The sequence below is a fragment of the Azotobacter salinestris genome, assembly GCF_009363155.1.
Classification (GTDB): Bacteria; Pseudomonadota; Gammaproteobacteria; order Pseudomonadales; family Pseudomonadaceae; genus Azotobacter; species Azotobacter salinestris.
Genome location: NZ_CP045302.1, coordinates 1801093 through 1817719 on the forward strand (window position 1 = coordinate 1801093; position 16627 = coordinate 1817719).

Annotated in this window: 14 protein-coding genes, 2 tRNA genes and 1 pseudogene; 1 reads left to right on the forward strand and 16 read right to left on the reverse strand. The window is 61.4% G+C overall.

Annotated features, from left to right (window positions below):
* Positions 1–106: 106 nt before the first annotated feature.
* The 14 genes and pseudogenes from rpsO to rlmE form a co-directional block, all read right to left on the reverse strand.
* A complete protein-coding gene (gene rpsO, locus GCU53_RS08520) occupies positions 107–376 on the reverse strand; it encodes a 30S ribosomal protein S15 (RefSeq protein ID WP_039802075.1) in 270 nt (89 codons plus the stop codon).
* Positions 377–504: 128 nt separating this feature from the next.
* Positions 505–1422, reverse strand: a complete 918-nt coding sequence (truB, locus tag GCU53_RS08525) for a tRNA pseudouridine(55) synthase TruB (RefSeq protein WP_152387238.1) — start codon at positions 1420–1422, stop codon at positions 505–507.
* A gap of 3 nt (positions 1423–1425) precedes the next feature.
* A complete protein-coding gene (gene rbfA / locus GCU53_RS08530; RefSeq protein WP_152387239.1) occupies positions 1426–1815 on the reverse strand; it encodes a 30S ribosome-binding factor RbfA in 390 nt (129 codons plus the stop codon).
* A gap of 93 nt (positions 1816–1908) precedes the next feature.
* Entirely contained in the window at positions 1909–4422 is a 2514-nt protein-coding gene (infB, locus tag GCU53_RS08535; RefSeq protein ID WP_152387240.1) for a translation initiation factor IF-2, read from the reverse strand.
* A gap of 27 nt (positions 4423–4449) precedes the next feature.
* On the reverse strand, positions 4450–5931 hold the full coding sequence (gene nusA, locus GCU53_RS08540; RefSeq protein WP_152387241.1) for a transcription termination factor NusA: 1482 nt from the start codon (positions 5929–5931) through the stop codon (positions 4450–4452).
* A 47-nt stretch (positions 5932–5978) separates the two neighbouring features.
* Entirely contained in the window at positions 5979–6437 is a 459-nt protein-coding gene (gene rimP, locus GCU53_RS08545; RefSeq protein WP_152389826.1) for a ribosome maturation factor RimP, read from the reverse strand.
* Positions 6438–6576: 139 nt separating this feature from the next.
* Positions 6577–6653, reverse strand: a tRNA-Met gene (locus GCU53_RS08550).
* A gap of 96 nt (positions 6654–6749) precedes the next feature.
* Positions 6750–6835, reverse strand: a tRNA-Leu gene (locus GCU53_RS08555).
* An 8-nt stretch (positions 6836–6843) separates the two neighbouring features.
* Positions 6844–7233, reverse strand: a complete 390-nt coding sequence (gene secG, locus GCU53_RS08560) for a preprotein translocase subunit SecG (protein WP_152387242.1) — start codon at positions 7231–7233, stop codon at positions 6844–6846.
* 2 nt (positions 7234–7235) lie between these two features.
* Positions 7236–7376: pseudogene (locus GCU53_RS08565) on the reverse strand (triose-phosphate isomerase); the annotation flags it as partial.
* A gap of 105 nt (positions 7377–7481) precedes the next feature.
* Complete coding sequence (gene glmM / locus GCU53_RS08570; protein ID WP_152387243.1) at positions 7482–8819, reverse strand: phosphoglucosamine mutase; 1338 nt, start codon at positions 8817–8819, stop codon at positions 7482–7484.
* Positions 8820–8828: 9 nt separating this feature from the next.
* Entirely contained in the window at positions 8829–9677 is an 849-nt protein-coding gene (gene folP, locus GCU53_RS08575) for a dihydropteroate synthase (RefSeq protein ID WP_152389827.1), read from the reverse strand.
* 9 nt (positions 9678–9686) lie between these two features.
* Positions 9687–11597, reverse strand: coding sequence for an ATP-dependent zinc metalloprotease FtsH (gene ftsH, locus GCU53_RS08580; RefSeq protein WP_152389828.1), 1911 nt, complete (start codon positions 11595–11597; stop codon positions 9687–9689).
* 157 nt (positions 11598–11754) lie between these two features.
* A complete protein-coding gene (gene rlmE / locus GCU53_RS08585; protein ID WP_152387244.1) occupies positions 11755–12378 on the reverse strand; it encodes a 23S rRNA (uridine(2552)-2'-O)-methyltransferase RlmE in 624 nt (207 codons plus the stop codon).
* Between the two features lie 86 nt (positions 12379–12464).
* Between rlmE and yhbY the strand changes: the two genes are divergently transcribed.
* Entirely contained in the window at positions 12465–12779 is a 315-nt protein-coding gene (gene yhbY, locus GCU53_RS08590) for a ribosome assembly RNA-binding protein YhbY (protein WP_152387245.1), read from the forward strand.
* A gap of 118 nt (positions 12780–12897) precedes the next feature.
* Here yhbY and greA read toward each other — a convergent pair whose 3' ends face one another.
* Both greA and carB read right to left on the reverse strand, forming a co-directional pair.
* Positions 12898–13374 (reverse strand): transcription elongation factor GreA, encoded by a 477-nt coding sequence (gene greA, locus GCU53_RS08595; RefSeq protein WP_152387246.1) that lies wholly within the window; start codon positions 13372–13374, stop codon positions 12898–12900.
* Entirely contained in the window at positions 13371–16592 is a 3222-nt protein-coding gene (gene carB, locus GCU53_RS08600) for a carbamoyl-phosphate synthase large subunit (RefSeq protein WP_152387247.1), read from the reverse strand. The genes greA and carB overlap by 4 nt, the downstream gene beginning before the upstream one ends.
* Positions 16593–16627: the final 35 nt, after the last annotated feature.

The window sequence follows — 16627 nt, forward strand, 5'->3', positions numbered from 1 at the left end:
AGTCGGACCCAGAGAGCTTCCTGAAAAGGGAGAAGCCGAAAGCAAAAGGCTGGAAGCAAGCACGATGTCTCACTTCCAGCCTCCCGCTTCCAGCTTGGCGCGCGTCTTAACGACGCAGGCCCAGGCGACCGATCAGGGCGCTGTAACGAGTGGTGTCCTTACCCTTCAGGTAATCCAGCAGCTTGCGGCGCTGGTTGACCATGCGGATCAGGCCACGACGGGAGTGGTGATCCTTGCCGTTGGCCTTGAAGTGATCCTGCAGCTTGTTGATGTTGAAGGTCAGCAAGGCAACCTGCACTTCCGGGGAGCCGGTATCGCCTTCAGCTTGCTTGTACTCGTTGACGATCTGGGCTTTTTCTTCAACGGTGAGTGCCATGATGGGCATCCTCTCTGTCGGGAAACCATTCAGGCCGTGGCACCGAATGATTTCAGCAGGCCGGGAACATCTTCCCGTGTTTGAGAAAGAGGTATGACCGTGCCTGCTAACAGCCACCCTCGCATCGGTCATTCCGACCGAATCAATCGACGCGGCGCGATGCGCCCGTCGTCGCCGACCTCACCGATGCCGATGAAGCGGCCTGTGTGATCCTGCACTCGCACCATACCGAACTTCGGCGACTGGGGCGCGCGCACCGGCTGCCCGTGCAACCAGTAGTAACTGCTGTGCTCGGAAAGCTGCAGCAACGGCCAATGCTCCAGGCCGCTGTCTGCCGGCAGCAGGAACTGGTCCAGTGCCTCGCTGCCGCCTTGGGCGTGGGCCTGCTCCAGAGCCTCGAGACTAACCGTCTGGACCAGGCCGAAGGGGCCGGCCTGGGTCCGGCGCAACTCCGCGACATGCGCGCCGAGCTCGAGCGTCCGGCCAATGTCCTCGACCAGGGAGCGAATGTAGGTTCCCTTGCTGCAGGCCACCGCCAGCCGTACGAACGGCGGCTCGAAGGCCAGCAGATCCAGGCGCGCAATAGTAACAGAACGTGCCTCGCGCTCCACCACCTCTCCGGCCCTAGCCAGCTTGTAGAGCGGCTGTCCGTCGCGCTTGAGGGCCGAGTACATGGGCGGCACCTGGCTGATCTCGCCACGGAAATCCGCCAGCGCCGCCTCCAGCGCATCCCGTCCGAGCAGCACCTCGCGCCGCTCGAGCACCTCGCCCTCGGCGTCCCCCGTGGTCGTGGCCACGCCGAGATGCATCAGAGTTTCGTAGCCCTTGTCGGCATCCAGCAGGTACTGGGAAAACTTGGTCGCCTCGCCGAAGCACAACGGCAGCACGCCGGTGGCCAGCGGATCGAGACTGCCGGTATGCCCGGCCTTCTCGGCATTCAACAGCCAGCGGACCTTCTGCAGTGCGGCGTTGGAGGTCAGCCCGCGCGGCTTGTCGAGAATCAGGATGCCATCGACCTTGCGGCGGATACGTTTGCCCTGAGCCACGCCTTACTCCTCGTCCTTGCCGGCATGTAGCCGGTCTTCAGCGACCGCGCGCTCGATCAAAGCCGACAACTCGACACCCCGACGAATGCTCGCATCATAACTGAAGTGCAGCTGCGGCACGCTGCGCAGCTTCATCACCTTGCCCAGATGCATGCGCAGGAAACCGGCCGCCTCGTTGAGAATCTCGAGGTTTCGGTTGACCTCCTCGACGCTGTCTTCCTTGCCCATGACGGTGATGAACACCTTGGCATGGGACAGATCGCGAGCGACCTCGACAGCAGTAATGGTGACCATGCCGAGGCGCGGATCCTTGATCTCGCGCTGGATCAGCTGGGACAGCTCACGCTGCATCTGATCACCGATGCGCTGGGTGCGACTGTAGTCTTTGGCCATATTTCGCCTCTCAATAAGCCAAAAGCTGGAAGCCGAAGCCGGGAGCCTTCCGGCCTCCGGCTTCGTGCTTCCAGCTTCGTGCTTGCACGCGCATCAAAGCGAGCGCGCCACCTGGACCTTCTCGTACACTTCGATCTTGTCGCCGACCTTGACGTCGTTGTAGCTCTTCACGCCGATACCGCACTCCATGCCGGCCCGGACTTCAGAGACGTCGTCCTTGAAGCGGCGCAGGGACTCCAGCTCGCCCTCGAAGATCACCACGTCGTCGCGCAGCACGCGGATCGGACGGTTGCGATGGACGTTGCCCTCGACCACCATGCAGCCGGCGACGGCGCCGAACTTCGGCGAGCGAAACACGTCGCGCACCTCGGCGATGCCCAGGATGTTCTCCCGCACCTCGCTGCCCAGCATGCCCGACAGCGCCTTCTTGACATCCTCGATGATGTCGTAGATGACGTTGTAGTAGCGCAGGTCCAGACCTTCCTGCTCGACGATCTTGCGCGCACCGGCGTCGGCGCGCACGTTGAAGCCGAACAGCACGGCATTGGAGGCCAGTGCCAGGTTGGCATCGCTCTCGGTGATGCCGCCGACGCCGCCACCGACCACGCGGACCTGGACCTCCTCGTTGCCGAGCTCGCCCAGAGCGCCCTGCAAGGCCTCCAAGGAACCGCGCACGTCGGACTTGAGGACGATGTTGAGGGTCTTCTTCTCGTCCTGGCCCATGGTCTCGAAGATGTTTTCCAGCTTGGCCGAATGCTGACGAGCCAGCTTGACCTCGCGGAACTTGCCCTGACGGAACAGCGCCACTTCGCGCGCCTTCTTCTCGTCGGTGACCACGGTCAGCTCGTCGCCCGCATCCGGCGTGGAATCCAGGCCGAGAATTTCCACCGGAATCGACGGACCGGCCTCCTTGAGGGGCTGGCCGTTCTCGTCCAGCATGGCCCGCACACGGCCGAAGTTGACACCGGCAAGAACGACATCGCCCTGGCGCAGGGTACCGTTCTGGACCAGCACGGTCGCCACCGGACCACGCCCCTTATCCAGACGCGACTCGATCACCACACCGCGCCCCGGAGCACTCGGCGTAGCGGTCAGCTCAAGCACCTCGGCCTGCAGCAGCACCGCTTCCAGCAACTCGTCGATACCGGTACCGACCTTTGCCGAAACCGGGACGAACTGGGTGGTACCACCCCACTCTTCCGGGATCACGTCGCGTGCGGCCAGATCGTTCTTGATCCGGTCCAGATCGGCTGCCGGCTTGTCGATCTTGTTGACCGCGACGACGATCGGCACACCGGCCGCCTTGGCATGCTGGATGGCCTCCTCGGTCTGCGGCATCACGCCATCGTCGGCTGCCACCACGAGGATGACGATGTCGGTGGCCTTGGCACCCCGGGCACGCATCGCGGTGAACGCAGCGTGGCCGGGGGTGTCGAGGAAGGTGACCATGCCGCGATCGGTTTCCACATGGTAGGCACCGATGTGCTGGGTAATGCCACCTGCCTCGCCGGTCGCCACCTTGGTGCGACGGATGTAGTCGAGCAGCGAGGTCTTGCCATGGTCGACATGACCCATGACGGTGACCACCGGTGCGCGCGCCACGGCTTCGCCCTCGAACTTGAGGGACTCGGCCAGCTGTTCTTCCAGCGCATTCTCGCTGACCAGCTTGACCTTGTGCCCCAGTTCCTCGGCCACCAGTTGCGCGGTTTCCTGGTCGAGCACCTGGTTGATGGTCACCGGCGTGCCCATCTTGAACATGAACTTGATGACCTCGGCCGCCTTGACCGACATCTGCTGGGCCAGTTCGGCGACCGTGATGGTCTCGCCGATGGTCACCTCGCGCACGACAGGGCCGGTCGGACTCTGGAAGCCATGCTGGTTGCGCTTCTTCAGCTTCGACCTGCCACCGCGACCACCGCGACGACCGAAGCCCTCGCCCTCTTCGTCGACGGTGCGTACCGACGCACGGGCAGCGGGAGCCTTGTCCTTGATGGAAGGGCGATGCTGGGCATTCTTGCGCTCACGCCGCTCATCATCGACATTGCGCACCTTCTCCTTCTCGGTACGACGAGGCTCTTCCCGCTTGCGCTCTTCGCTGGCGGCCGGGACGGCAACGGGCTCGGACGCAACACTGAGTGCCGGCTCCCGCTCCTTCGCCGAGGACGCTGCCGCAGCAGCAGCCTCCTCGGCCTGACGCTGCGCCTCCTGCTCGGCAGCACGGCGCTTGGCCTCTTCCTCTGCCTTCTGGCGCGCGGTGGTCTCCTCGGCAGCGCGCTGCTCCTCAAGCTCGCGCTGCTTCTCGGCCTCGAGTTCGTCAGGGCTGCGCTTGACATAGGTCTTCTTCTTGCGCACCTCGACGCTGATGGTCTTGCTACCGGCGACCCTCAAGGTAGTCGTGGTCTTGCGTTGCAAGGTAATCTTTCGCGGCTCCTCCAGCTTCACACCGTGGCTGCTCTTGAGGTGAGCCAACAGGGCCTGCTTTTCATTATCGGTCACTACCTGCTCGGCGCTGGTATGCGACAGCCCTGCCTCGCGCATCTGCTGCAGCAGGCGCTCGACCGGTGTATCGACCACCAGGGCCAGTTCTTTCACCGTGACTTGCGTCATGCATCTCTCTCCTCAGGCCGCTAATGCTTACTCGAACCAATGGGCTCGGGCGGCCATGATCAGCTTGCCGGCACGCTCTTCATCCATGCCGTCGATGTCGAGCAGGTCGTCGATCGACTGCTCGGCCAGGTCTTCGCGGGTAATCACTCCACGCATCGCCAGCTCAACCGCCAGCTCCTTGTCCATGCCCTCAAGCGAGAGCAAGTCTTCGGCCGGATGGGCTTCCGCCAGCTTTTCTTCAGTAGCAATGGCCTTGGTCAGCAGGCGATCCTTGGCGCGTGCGCGCAATTCGTTGACGACTTCCTCGTCGAAGCCATCGATGGCGAGCATCTCCTCCATCGGCACATAAGCAATCTCTTCCAGACTGGTGAAGCCTTCCTCCACCAACACCTGCGCCAGTTCCTCGTCGACTTCCAACTCATCAACAAAGGAGCGCAGAATGCTGCCAGTCTCGGCCTGTTGCTTGGCCTGGATATCAGCCTCGGTCATTACGTTCAGGGTCCAGCCGGTCAGTTGGCTGGCCAGCCGCACATTCTGCCCGCCGCGGCCAATGGCCTGGGCCAGATTGTCATCGGCCACGGCGACATCCATTGCGTGGGCATCCTCATCAACAATGATTGCCGCCACTTCGGCGGGGGCCATTGCGTTGATCACGAACTGAGCCGGATTATCGTCCCACAGCACGATATCGACACGCTCGCCACCCAGTTCCCCGGAAACGGCCTGCACACGAGAGCCACGCATGCCGATGCAGGCACCTTGCGGGTCGATGCGCTTGTCCTTGGAGCGCACGGCAATCTTGGCGCGCGATCCCGGGTCGCGGGAAGCCGCCTTCACCTCGATCAACCCCTCGGCGATCTCCGGCACCTCGATGCGGAACAGCTCGATGAGCATGCCCGGCGCGGTGCGCGAGAGGATCAGTTGCGGGCCGCGGTTCTCCGGGCGGATCTCCTTCAGCAGCGCCCGTACCCGTGCGCCTACCCGGAAGGTCTCGCGTGGAATGATATCCTCTCTCGCCAGCAGCGCTTCGGCGTTGTTGCCGAGATCGACGATGACATTGTCCCGCGTCACCTTTTTAACGGTGCCGGAAATGATTTCACCTACACGCTCGCGATAGGCATCCACCACTTGGGCACGCTCGGCCTCCCGCACTTTCTGCACAATCACCTGCTTGGCGGTCTGAGCAGCGATGCGCCCGAACTCGATGGACTCGATCTTTTCCTCGATTACATCACCTACCCGGGCATCGGGCTCACGCTCGCGGGCCTCGTCGAGCGTCAACTCGGCAGCCGGATTTTCCAGCAGATCGTCCTCGACAACGGTCCAGCGACGGAAGGTGTCGTACGCACCGCTCTGGCGATTGATCTGCACACGCAGATCGACTTCGCCCTCGTAGCGCTTCTTGGTGGCAGTGGCCAGCGCCAGTTCCAGGGCTTCGAAAATCACACCAGCCGGAACGCCCTTTTCGTTGGACACCGACTCAACTACCAGCAGTACTTCTTTGCTCATCGTACGCTCGCCTTTCGCAATCCATTGGGACCCGCGGGATCCGCGTCTCAGTCAAAACGGGGAATGATATTGGCTTTATCGATCAGATCGATCGGCAACAGGTATTCATGATCGTCCACCAGCACGACCACATCCTGATCCTCGATGCCACGCAGAAGCCCCTGAAAGTTGCGCCGTCCCTCAAAGGGGGAGCGCAGCCTGATCTTCACCTGCTCGCCGGCGCAGCGGGCAAACTGCTCCAGAGTGAACAGGGGCCGGTCCATGCCTGGAGAGGAAACCTCAAGGGTATATTCATTGCTGATCGGATCTTCCACATCGAGTACGCCGCTGATCTGACGACTGACCTTTTCGCAATCATCGATGAGAATACCGTTGGCGTGATCGATATAGACCCGCAGTAGCGAGTGCCGCCCCTGCGACAGGAACTCAATGCCCCAACATTCATAGCCGAGCGCCTCGACTACCGGGGCCAACAAGGCCTGCAACTGTTCTAGCTTGCTCGACACCTGAACCCCTCGCGCATGCTGTGCAAATAAAAAATGGGCGAAACGCCCATTCCCTTCATCATCTTCGCCATGTGCGCCGCTTGCCGGCACTTGCTTTCAACTAGCAAAAAGCCCCTTGGAAAGGGGCTTCTGCGACAACTGGTTGCGGGGGCTGGATTTGAACCAACGACCTTCGGGTTATGAGCCCGACGAGCTACCAGACTGCTCCACCCCGCGTCAAAAGCTGGAGCGAAAGTATACGCACGACCTCTACTTCTGGTCAACCTAACTTTCACCGACAAGAAAGCCCGCTGATTAGCGGGCCTCTTGATTTGGTACCGAGGAGGGGACTCGAACCCCTACAGCCTATGGCCACTACCACCTCAAGGTAGCGTGTCTACCAATTCCACCACCTCGGCAAAAACCTTTATTTTTGCTCCGGGGCCTGCGGAACATCTGCGGCACCGCCCGCAGCACCCTGCCCCTCAAGCACCGGCACATCCTCCGCCGCCGGCTTCTTCAGCTGAACTTCGAGCGCCGCCGGATCCGGCAGACCAGCCCCACTCAGCAAGTCAGCCTTTTCCTTGGCCAAAAACCCCAATCCGAGGCTGGTCAGGAAAAAAGCGGTGGCGAGTATAGCAGTAACGCGACTCAAAAAGGTAGAGGAACCTTGGCTACCAAAAACAGTGGCCGATGCACCAGAACCAAAAGAAGCGCCTGCTTCCGCCCCCTTACCCTGCTGGATCAGAACCAGCACGACCACACCCAGCGCAGCCAGCAGGTGAAAGACGACAACGATCGTTTCCGTTTCCAGCATCTTCAATTACCCGCGGCGCGACAGATCGCACCAAACTCATCCGCATTGAGGGAAGCCCTACCAACCAGCCCCCCATCGATATCAGGCATGCAAAACAGCTCAGCCGCGTTTTCCGGCCTGATGCTCCCACCACACAGAATCCGTAGATCCTGCCCGATCAGCACATCAACCAAAGGGCGACGCATGCTTGCCTCATCCATCAAAGTGGGCGCAGATGTTATACGAACAAAAGTCGACCTGCAAGCGAATCAAGCACATACATCTGAAACAATCTTTGCCAGGTTATCCGCGTGGAGCCGTACTTGGCTTTCGTCATCACCCTCGACCATCACCCGCACCAAGGGCTCGGTACCCGACTTGCGCAATAGCACCCGCCCTCGCCCCGCCATCTGCTCGGTCACGCGCTCGCAGGCTTCCTGCACGGCAGGATGCCCGACGGGATCCTTGTCACCCGCATAACGTACGTTGACCAATACCTGCGGAAATTTGCGCACCCCTTGGCGTGCCTCTGCAAGCCTCTGCCCGCGATGCTTCAAGGCCATCAGCACTTGCAGCGCTGCGATGATTCCATCACCCGTCGTCGAGTGATGGCAGCAGACGATATGTCCGGAGCTTTCGCCACCCAATTGCCAATCCCGGGCCAGCAGCTCAGCCATGACATAACGGTCACCGACCTTGGCCCGCTCGAAGGGGATCCCTATATCCTGCAGAGCCAGCTCCAATCCCAGATTGCTCATCAGGGTACCGACGACGCCCCCCTGCAGCCTGCCCTGCTCGTGCATGTCGCGCGCGATAAGAAAGAGCAGTTCATCGCCATCGACCACTGCACCGGTATGATCAACCATCAGCACGCGGTCGCCGTCGCCATCGAAGGCAATACCAAGATCGGCACGCTGCATGAGCACTTCGGCCTGCAAGGCGACGATATCGGTGGAGCCGCAACGGTCATTTATATTCAGGCCGTTGGGCTGGGCCGCCAGCACTGCCACCTCGGCCCCCAGCTCGCGGAACACACTGGGGGCGACCTTGTAGGTCGCTCCATGAGCGCAGTCCACGACCATCTTGAGGCCGGCAAAGCTGGTGCCGGTCGGCACACTGCTCTTACAGAACTCGATGTAGCGACCAGCTGCATCGTTGATCCGGGAAACCTTGCCCAACTGGGCCGAGTCGACCACCGTCATCGGAGTATCGAGCAACTCCTCAATGACCAGCTCGAGCTCGTCTGGCAACTTGGTCCCCTGTCCGGAAAAGAACTTGATGCCATTGTCGTAATGGGGATTGTGCGAGGCGCTGATGACAATGCCGGCCTCGGCATGGAAGGTTCGCGTCAGATAGGCGATAGCCGGTGTCGGCATGGGCCCGAGCAGCAGCACATCGGCGCCAGCGGCAGAGAGCCCCGCCTCCAATACCGACTCGAACATGTAACCGGATATGCGGGTATCCTTGCCGACCAGCACGCGACATATGCCTTGGCGACGAAAGGCCTTGCCGGCAGCCCAGCCCAGCCTGAGCATGAAGTCCGGCGTAATGGGATACTCGCCTACCCGGCCACGAATGCCATCGGTGCCGAAATATTTTTTACTCAATGCTTCCCCCTATTCTGCCGTCTCCACGGCATCGATCATTCGTATCACCTCGACCGTTTCCGCCACGTCGTGCGCTCGCACGATACGTGCCCCCTTGGCTACTGCCAGTGCTGCCAGGGCCAGGCTGCCGCTCAGGCGCTGACCGACCTCGCGTCCCAGGACTTGGCCGATCATGCTTTTACGGGATACGCCAACCAATAGTGGACGACCGAGTTCGTGCAGTATTTCCAGACGCCTGAACAGCAGCAGGTTGTGCTGCAATGTCTTGGCAAATCCAAAACCCGGGTCCAGCAGCAAGCGCTCGCCCGGAATTCCCGCCGCCGCACAGGCCTGCATGCGCTCAAACAGAAAGCCGCGCACCTCACCCAGCAAATCTTCATACCGAGGATCCTGCTGCATGGTGCCCGGCTCTCCCAACATGTGCATCAGACAGACAGGCAGCCTCGTTTCTGCGGCCGCTTCCAGAGCACCATCCCGCTGCAGCGCGCGAACGTCATTGATCAGACCAGCGCCCAGCCGGGCAGCTTCGCGCATCACCAGGGGAGTCGAGGTATCTACCGAAATAATGACATCCAGCTCGGCCGCAATGACTTCGACGACAGGCGCGACCCGATCCAGTTCCTCGTCTGCCGATACTGCAGCAGCACCGGGGCGGGTCGATTCCCCCCCGACATCGATCAGCGCAGCTCCGGCAGCAACCATGCTCTGTGCGTGCCTCAACGCCGCATCGAGCCCACGGAAGCGCCCTCCGTCCGAAAAAGAGTCAGGCGTCACATTGAGAATCCCCATCACCTGGGGATGCGATAAATCAAGAACCCGGTTGCCACAAGGCAACCGGGTTGGGGACAACAAGGTCATCTTCAAGCCTTAATGTTCGCCAGCTGGCCCTCCGATTGGAGCCTCTGGCCGGCTGGCCCCATGGGAGGCCGGCGTTCCGGAGGCACCAGAACCACCCTGCCAGTCCTTCGGCTCGCGAACCGTGCGCCCGGCCATGATGTCGTCGATCTGATCGGCATCGATGGTTTCATACTTCATCAATGCCTCTGCCATCATGTCCAGCTTGTCGCGGTTATCCTTCAATAATCTGGTAGCCGTGGCATAGCACTGATCGATGACGCTGCGCACTTCCTGATCGATCAGCCTGGCAGTTTCCGCCGAGACGTTGGAGTGCTGGGCCCCTGCGGTGCGACCAAGGAACACCTCCCCCTCCTCCTCCGCATACATCAACGGTCCCAGCTTCTCCGAGAGCCCCCACTTGGTCACCATGTTCCGGGCAATCTGGGTAGCGCGCATGATGTCGTTGGATGCCCCCGTGGTGACCCCTTCGAAGCCCAGGGTCATCTCCTCGGCAATACGCCCGCCAAACAATGAGCAGATCTGACTGACCAATGCCCGCTTGGACAGGCTATAGCGATCTTCTTCCGGTAGGAACATGGTCACGCCCAAGGCACGCCCACGCGGAATGATCGATACCTTGTAGACAGGATCGTGCTCGGGCACCAGCCGCCCAACGATTGCGTGCCCCGCCTCGTGGTAGGCCGTATTGAGCTTTTCCTTCTCGGACATGACCATGGTCTTGCGCTCGGCGCCCATCATGATCTTGTCCTTGGCCAGCTCGAACTCGCGCATCTCCACGATGCGCTTGTTGGCACGCGCGGCGAACAATGAAGCCTCGTTTACCAGGTTAGCCAGGTCGGCGCCGGAGAAGCCGGGAGTACCGCGGGCAATGACTGCCGGATTGACATCCTCGCTCACCGGAACCTTGCGCATGTGCACCTTGAGGATCTGCTCGCGACCACGGATATCCGGCAGGCCAACCACCACCTGGCGATCGAAGCGACCAGGACGCAGCAGTGCCGGATCGAGCACATCGGGACGGTTGGTCGCCGCGATGACGATGATGCCATCGTTCATCTCGAAGCCATCCATTTCCACCAGCAACTGGTTGAGGGTTTGCTCCCGCTCGTCATGACCACCGCCGAGCCCGGCACCACGATGCCGACCGACGGCGTCGATTTCGTCGATGAAGATGATGCAGGGAGCATGCTTCTTCGCCTGATCGAACATATCCCGTACGCGCGAGGCGCCAACCCCGACGAACATCTCGACGAAGTCCGAACCGGAGATGGTGAAGAACGGAACCTTGGCCTCGCCGGCAATCGCCTTGGCCAGCAGCGTCTTGCCGGTGCCGGGCGGACCGACCATCAGCACGCCGCGGGGAATGCGTCCGCCGAGACGCTGGAACTTGCCCGGATCACGGAGGAACTCGACCAGCTCGCTGACCTCCTCCTTGGCCTCGTCACAGCCGGCGACATCGGCAAAGGTGGTCTTGACCTGATCCTCCGAGAGCAGACGCGCCTTGCTCTTGCCAAAGCTCATCGGACCGCCCTTGCCGCCCGCACCACCCTGCATCTGGCGCATGAAGAACATGAACACGGCAATAATCACCAGAATCGGGAAGCTGGCCACCAGCAGCTGCGACCAAATGCTCTGCTGCTCTGGCTGCTTGCCCTCGATCTGGACATTGTTGTCGATCAGATCGCCTATCAGGCCGCCATCCTGGATCGCCGGACGGATCGTCTTGAAGTTGTCGCCGTCTATCCGCTGGCCGGTGATGATGTAGCCATCCACGGTCACGCGCTCGACCTTGCCATCCTTGACCTGCTGGATGAAGTCCGAATAATTCAGCGTCTGCGGCTCGCTCGGATTGGTAAAGTTGTTCATCACGGTCACCAGAACGGCCGCGATGATCAACCACAGAATCAGGTTCTTTGCCATGTCGTTCAATTAACTACCCTCTGGGACGGAGCCAGTCCCTGTATGACGGCCGGTACAGCTACCCGCCTAACTTAATACACAACCCCCGACCCCGGCAGGCCTCTCTGTAACCCTTTGTGTGCCAGTCCCTCGGGCACGTGCATGGTCCATCAGCAGTCTAGGCTCCATGAAAGCCACGCGCGAGCAGATATTGTTCGCGAGAGCGGTCACGTGAGGAAAGTGGCTTGCGCATCTGCACCTTGTCGAAACTTTCGCGCACTTGTCGCAGATACTGGTCGAAACCTTCGCCCTGGAAGATCTTGATCAGAAAGTCGCCTCCCGGCCGCAGAACTCGTCCGGCCAGATCCAGCGCCAGCTCGCAGAGGTACATGGCCCGCGGCTGATCAGCCGCCTTCACCCCACTCATATTGGGGGCCATGTCGGAAATCACAAGATCGACCGGTTGCTCGCCAATCGCCTCGAGGAGTTGGGCAAACACCGCGTCATCGGTGAAGTCCCCCTGAATGAAGGTCACATCCGGGATGCTGTCCATTGACAGGATATCCGAGGCGATCAGGCGTCCCCGGTCGCCAATGACCCGACTGGTCACCTGCGACCAGCCGCCCGGCGCAGCCCCCAGATCGACCACGGTCATACCCGGCCGCAGAATGCGGTCCCTTTCCTGAATCTCCAGCAATTTGTAGCTGGCGCGCGAGCGGTAGCCGTCTCTTTGCGCCATCTTCACATAGGGATCATCGAAATGCTCTTTCAACCAACGATGACTAGTCTTGGATCGGGCCACGGGCACCTCGCGTTTGGCTGGGCGGCCCCGGGTCGCTCGGGTAGACTAGGCCGCTTTTCAACAAGATCGGACGCAGGGGTCAGATTATGGCGCTCACTCAGGAGCAGAAGAAACATTTCAAATCCATCGGCCATCACCTGAAGCCTGTTTTGATCGTGGCCGAAAATGGCGTGACCGAAGGCGTTCTGGCCGAGCTGGAGCGGGCCCTGAACGATCACGAATTGATCAAGGTGAAGATCAACCTCGCCGAGCGGGAAGATCGCCAGACGGTGATCGCCGAACTCTGCGCGGCGTCCGGAAGCGAACTCGCCCAAGTGATCGGCAAGGTTGCCCTGCTCTACCGCAAGAACCCGAAGCCGAACAAGAACCTCTCGAACATCAGTCGCTTCCTTCAGGCTTGATGTGAAGGGCGGGCCACCCCTCCGGCTTGCATACCGAAAGGGTGGCCATCCAGTACCAGACTGACGCTGCATCCCCAAGAGGCCAGCTCGAAAGCCCCCTTGGTACAGGGGCTCCGACTCAGATGTGACGGACCTCAATGATTTCGTATTCGACGGTACCGCTTGGCGTCTTAACCACCACCACGTCGCCCTCCTCCTTGCCTACCAGGGCACGGGCGATGGGCGAGCTGACCGACAGCTTGCCCTGCTTGATGTCGGCCTCATCGTCACCCACGATCTGGTAGACCACGGTTTCGTCGGTCTCGACGTTGGCAATCTCCACAGTAACGCCAAAAATCACCTTCCCGGAATGGGGAATGGTCGTCACATCGATGATCTGCGCATTCTGCAGACGTCCCTCGATATCGCGTATCCGCGCCTCGACCATGCCCTGCTGCTCCCGGGCAGCGTGGTATTCGGCGTTCTCCTTGAGGTCGCCCAACTCGCGCGCCTCGGCGATCGCCTGGGTGATCTGCGGACGCAGCTCGGTTTTCAGATGCTTGAGTTCTTCCTCCAGGGCGCGTGCGCCCTGGACAGTCATCGGAAATTTGGTCATGCGTTGATTCCTGCATGGAGATCCTGCAGACGGCGCACGGTCTTCTCGGGACCGAACTTGAGCGCTTCACAGATCGCCTGGCCACCGGCGATGGTGGTGGTGATGCAGATCTTGTGCTGCAGAGCGTTGCGACGGATCGAGAAGGAGTCGGCGATCGACTGACGTCCCTCGGTGGTGTTGATGATCAGGGTGACCTCGTCATTCTTGATCATGTCGACCACATGGGGGCGGCCCTCGGTCACCTTGTTCACCCGGCGGACCGGCAGGCCGGCAGCCTCGATCATTCGAGCGGTACCGGCAGTGGCCACCACTTCAAAGCCGAGGGCAACCAGATTGCGCGCCACGTCAGCGACGAACGGCTTGTCATCCTCTCGCACGCTGATGAAGGCACAGCCACCGGTCGGCAGGGTCTCGCTGGCGCCCAGTTGGGCCTTGGCAAACGCCTCGGCAAAACTGTCGCCGACTCCCATCACTTCGCCGGTGGACTTCATTTCCGGGCCGAGAATGGGATCGACGCCGGGGAACTTGGCAAACGGGAACACCGCCTCCTTGACGCTGAAGAACGGCGGAATGATTTCCTCGGTAAAACCGATTTCCCTGAGCGTCTTGCCAGCCATCACGCGGGCCGCAACCTTGGCCAGGGACTCGCCGATGCACTTGGAAACGAAGGGCACGGTGCGCGAGGCACGCGGGTTCACTTCCAGCACGTAGATGTCCTCTCCCTGCACGGCCATCTGCACGTTCATCAGACCGACCACGCCGAGTTCCAGGGCCATTTTCTTGACCTGCTCGCGAATATCGTCCTGGATGCGTGCCGGCAGCGAATAGGGCGGCAGCGAGCAGGCCGAATCGCCGGAGTGTACGCCGGCCTGCTCGATGTGCTGCATGATCGCGCCGATCACCACGTCCTTGCCGTCACAGACCGCATCGACGTCGACCTCGATGGCGCAATTGAGGAAGTGATCAAGCAGCACCGGGCTGTCGTTGGAGACCTGCACGGCTTCGCGCATGTAGCGCTTGAGCTCGTCCTCCTCATAGACGATCTCCATGGCTCGGCCGCCCAACACATAGGATGGACGCACCACCAGCGGATAGCCGATCACCTTCGAGGCGGCGATGGCCTCGTCCTCGCTGCGGGCGGTAGCGTTCGGCGGCTGGCGCAGGCTGAGGCGCTCGACCATGTGCTGGAAGCGCTCGCGGTCCTCGGCGCGGTCGATGGCGTCCGGGCTGGTACCGATGATCGGCACGCCAGCCTCTTCCAGGGCACGACAGATCTTCAGCGGAGTCTGGCCGCCGTACTGCACGATGACGCCCTTGGGCTGCTCGACACGGACGATCTCCAGCACATCCTCCAGGGTCACCGGCTCGAAATACAGGCGGTCGGAAGTGTCGTAGTCGGTGGAGACGGTTTCCGGGTTGCAGTTGACCATGATGGTCTCGTAACCGTCCTCGCGCATGGCCAGCGCAGCATGCACGCAGCAGTAATCGAACTCGATGCCCTGGCCGATGCGGTTCGGACCGCCGCCGATGACCATGATCTTGTCGCGGGACGACGGATTGGCCTCGCACTCTTCCTCGTAGGTCGAGTACATGTAGGCGGTGTCGGTGGCGAACTCGGCGGCGCAGGTATCGACACGCTTGTACACCGGCTGCACCTTGAGCTTCTGCCGGTGGCTGCGCAGGTTCTTCTCGGTCACGCCGAGCAGCTTGGCCAGGCGGGCGTCGGAAAACCCCTTGCGCTTGAGCTTCCACATCAGGTTGCGATCGATGCTGGAGAGACCGAGCGTCTTGACCTGCTCCTCTTCCTTGACCAGATCCTCGATCTGCACCAGGAACCAGGGATCGATCTTGGTCAATGCGAAGACATCATCGACGCTCTTGCCGGCGCGGAAAGCGTCAGCCACATACCAGATGCGCTCGGCACCCGGCACAGTCAGCTCGCGCCGGAGAATGCTCTCGGCCTCCGGATTGCCCAGATCCAGCTTGGGATCGAATCCGCTGACGCCCACCTCGAGGCCGCGCAGGGCCTTCTGCACCGACTCCTGGAAGGTGCGCCCGATAGCCATGACCTCGCCCACGGACTTCATCTGGGTGGTCAGGCGGGCGTCGGCCTTGGGAAACTTCTCGAAGGCGAAGCGAGGCACCTTGGTGACCACATAGTCGATGGCTGGCTCGAAGGAAGCGGGAGTACGGCCGCCGGTGATGTCGTTGGACAGCTCGTCGAGGGTATAGCCCACCGCCAGCTTGGCGGCGATCTTGGCGATCGGGAAGCCGGTGGCCTTGGAGGCCAGTGCCGAGGAGCGCGACACGCGCGGGTTCATCTCGATCACCACCATGCGGCCGTCGACCGGATTGATGCCGAACTGCACGTTGGAGCCGCCGGTTTCCACGCCGATCTCGCGCAGCACCGCAAGCGATGCATTGCGCATGATCTGGTATTCCTTGTCGGTCAGGGTCTGCGCCGGAGCCACGGTGATCGAGTCGCCGGTATGCACGCCCATCGGATCGAAGTTCTCGATCGAGCAGACGATGATGCAGTTGTCCTTCTTGTCGCGGACCACTTCCATCTCGTACTCCTTCCAGCCGATCAGCGACTCGTCGATCAAGAGCTCGCTGGTTGGCGAAAGGTCGAGACCCCGGGTGCAGATTTCCTCGAACTCTTCGCGGTTGTAGGCGATGCCGCCACCGGTGCCGCCCATGGTGAAGGACGGACGGATGATGCAGGGGAAGCCGACCTTGTCGAGCACGCCATAGGCCTCGTCCATGCTGTGGGCGATGCCGGAGCGCGGGCACTCCAGACCGATGGAGCGCATGGCCTTGTCGAAGCGCGAGCGGTCCTCGGCCTTGTCGATGGTATCGGCATTGGCGCCGATCATTTCGACGCCGAACTTGGCCAGCACGCCGTGCTTTTCCAGCGCCAGGGCGCAGTTCAGCGCGGTCTGGCCGCCCATGGTCGGCAGCAGGGCGTCGGGACGCTCCTTCTCGATGATCTTGGCCACGGTCTGCCACTTGATCGGCTCGATGTAGGTGGCGTCGGCCATGGCCGGGTCGGTCATGATGGTGGCCGGGTTGGAATTCACCAGAATGACGCGAAAGCCTTCTTCCTTCAGCGCCTTGCACGCCTGGGCGCCCGAGTAGTCGAACTCGCAGGCCTGACCGATGACGATGGGGCCGGCGCCGAGGATCAGGATGCTTTTAATATCTGTACGTTTTGGCATGGTCTCTCACACGAATCCGTTGATCTGTCGGCAGG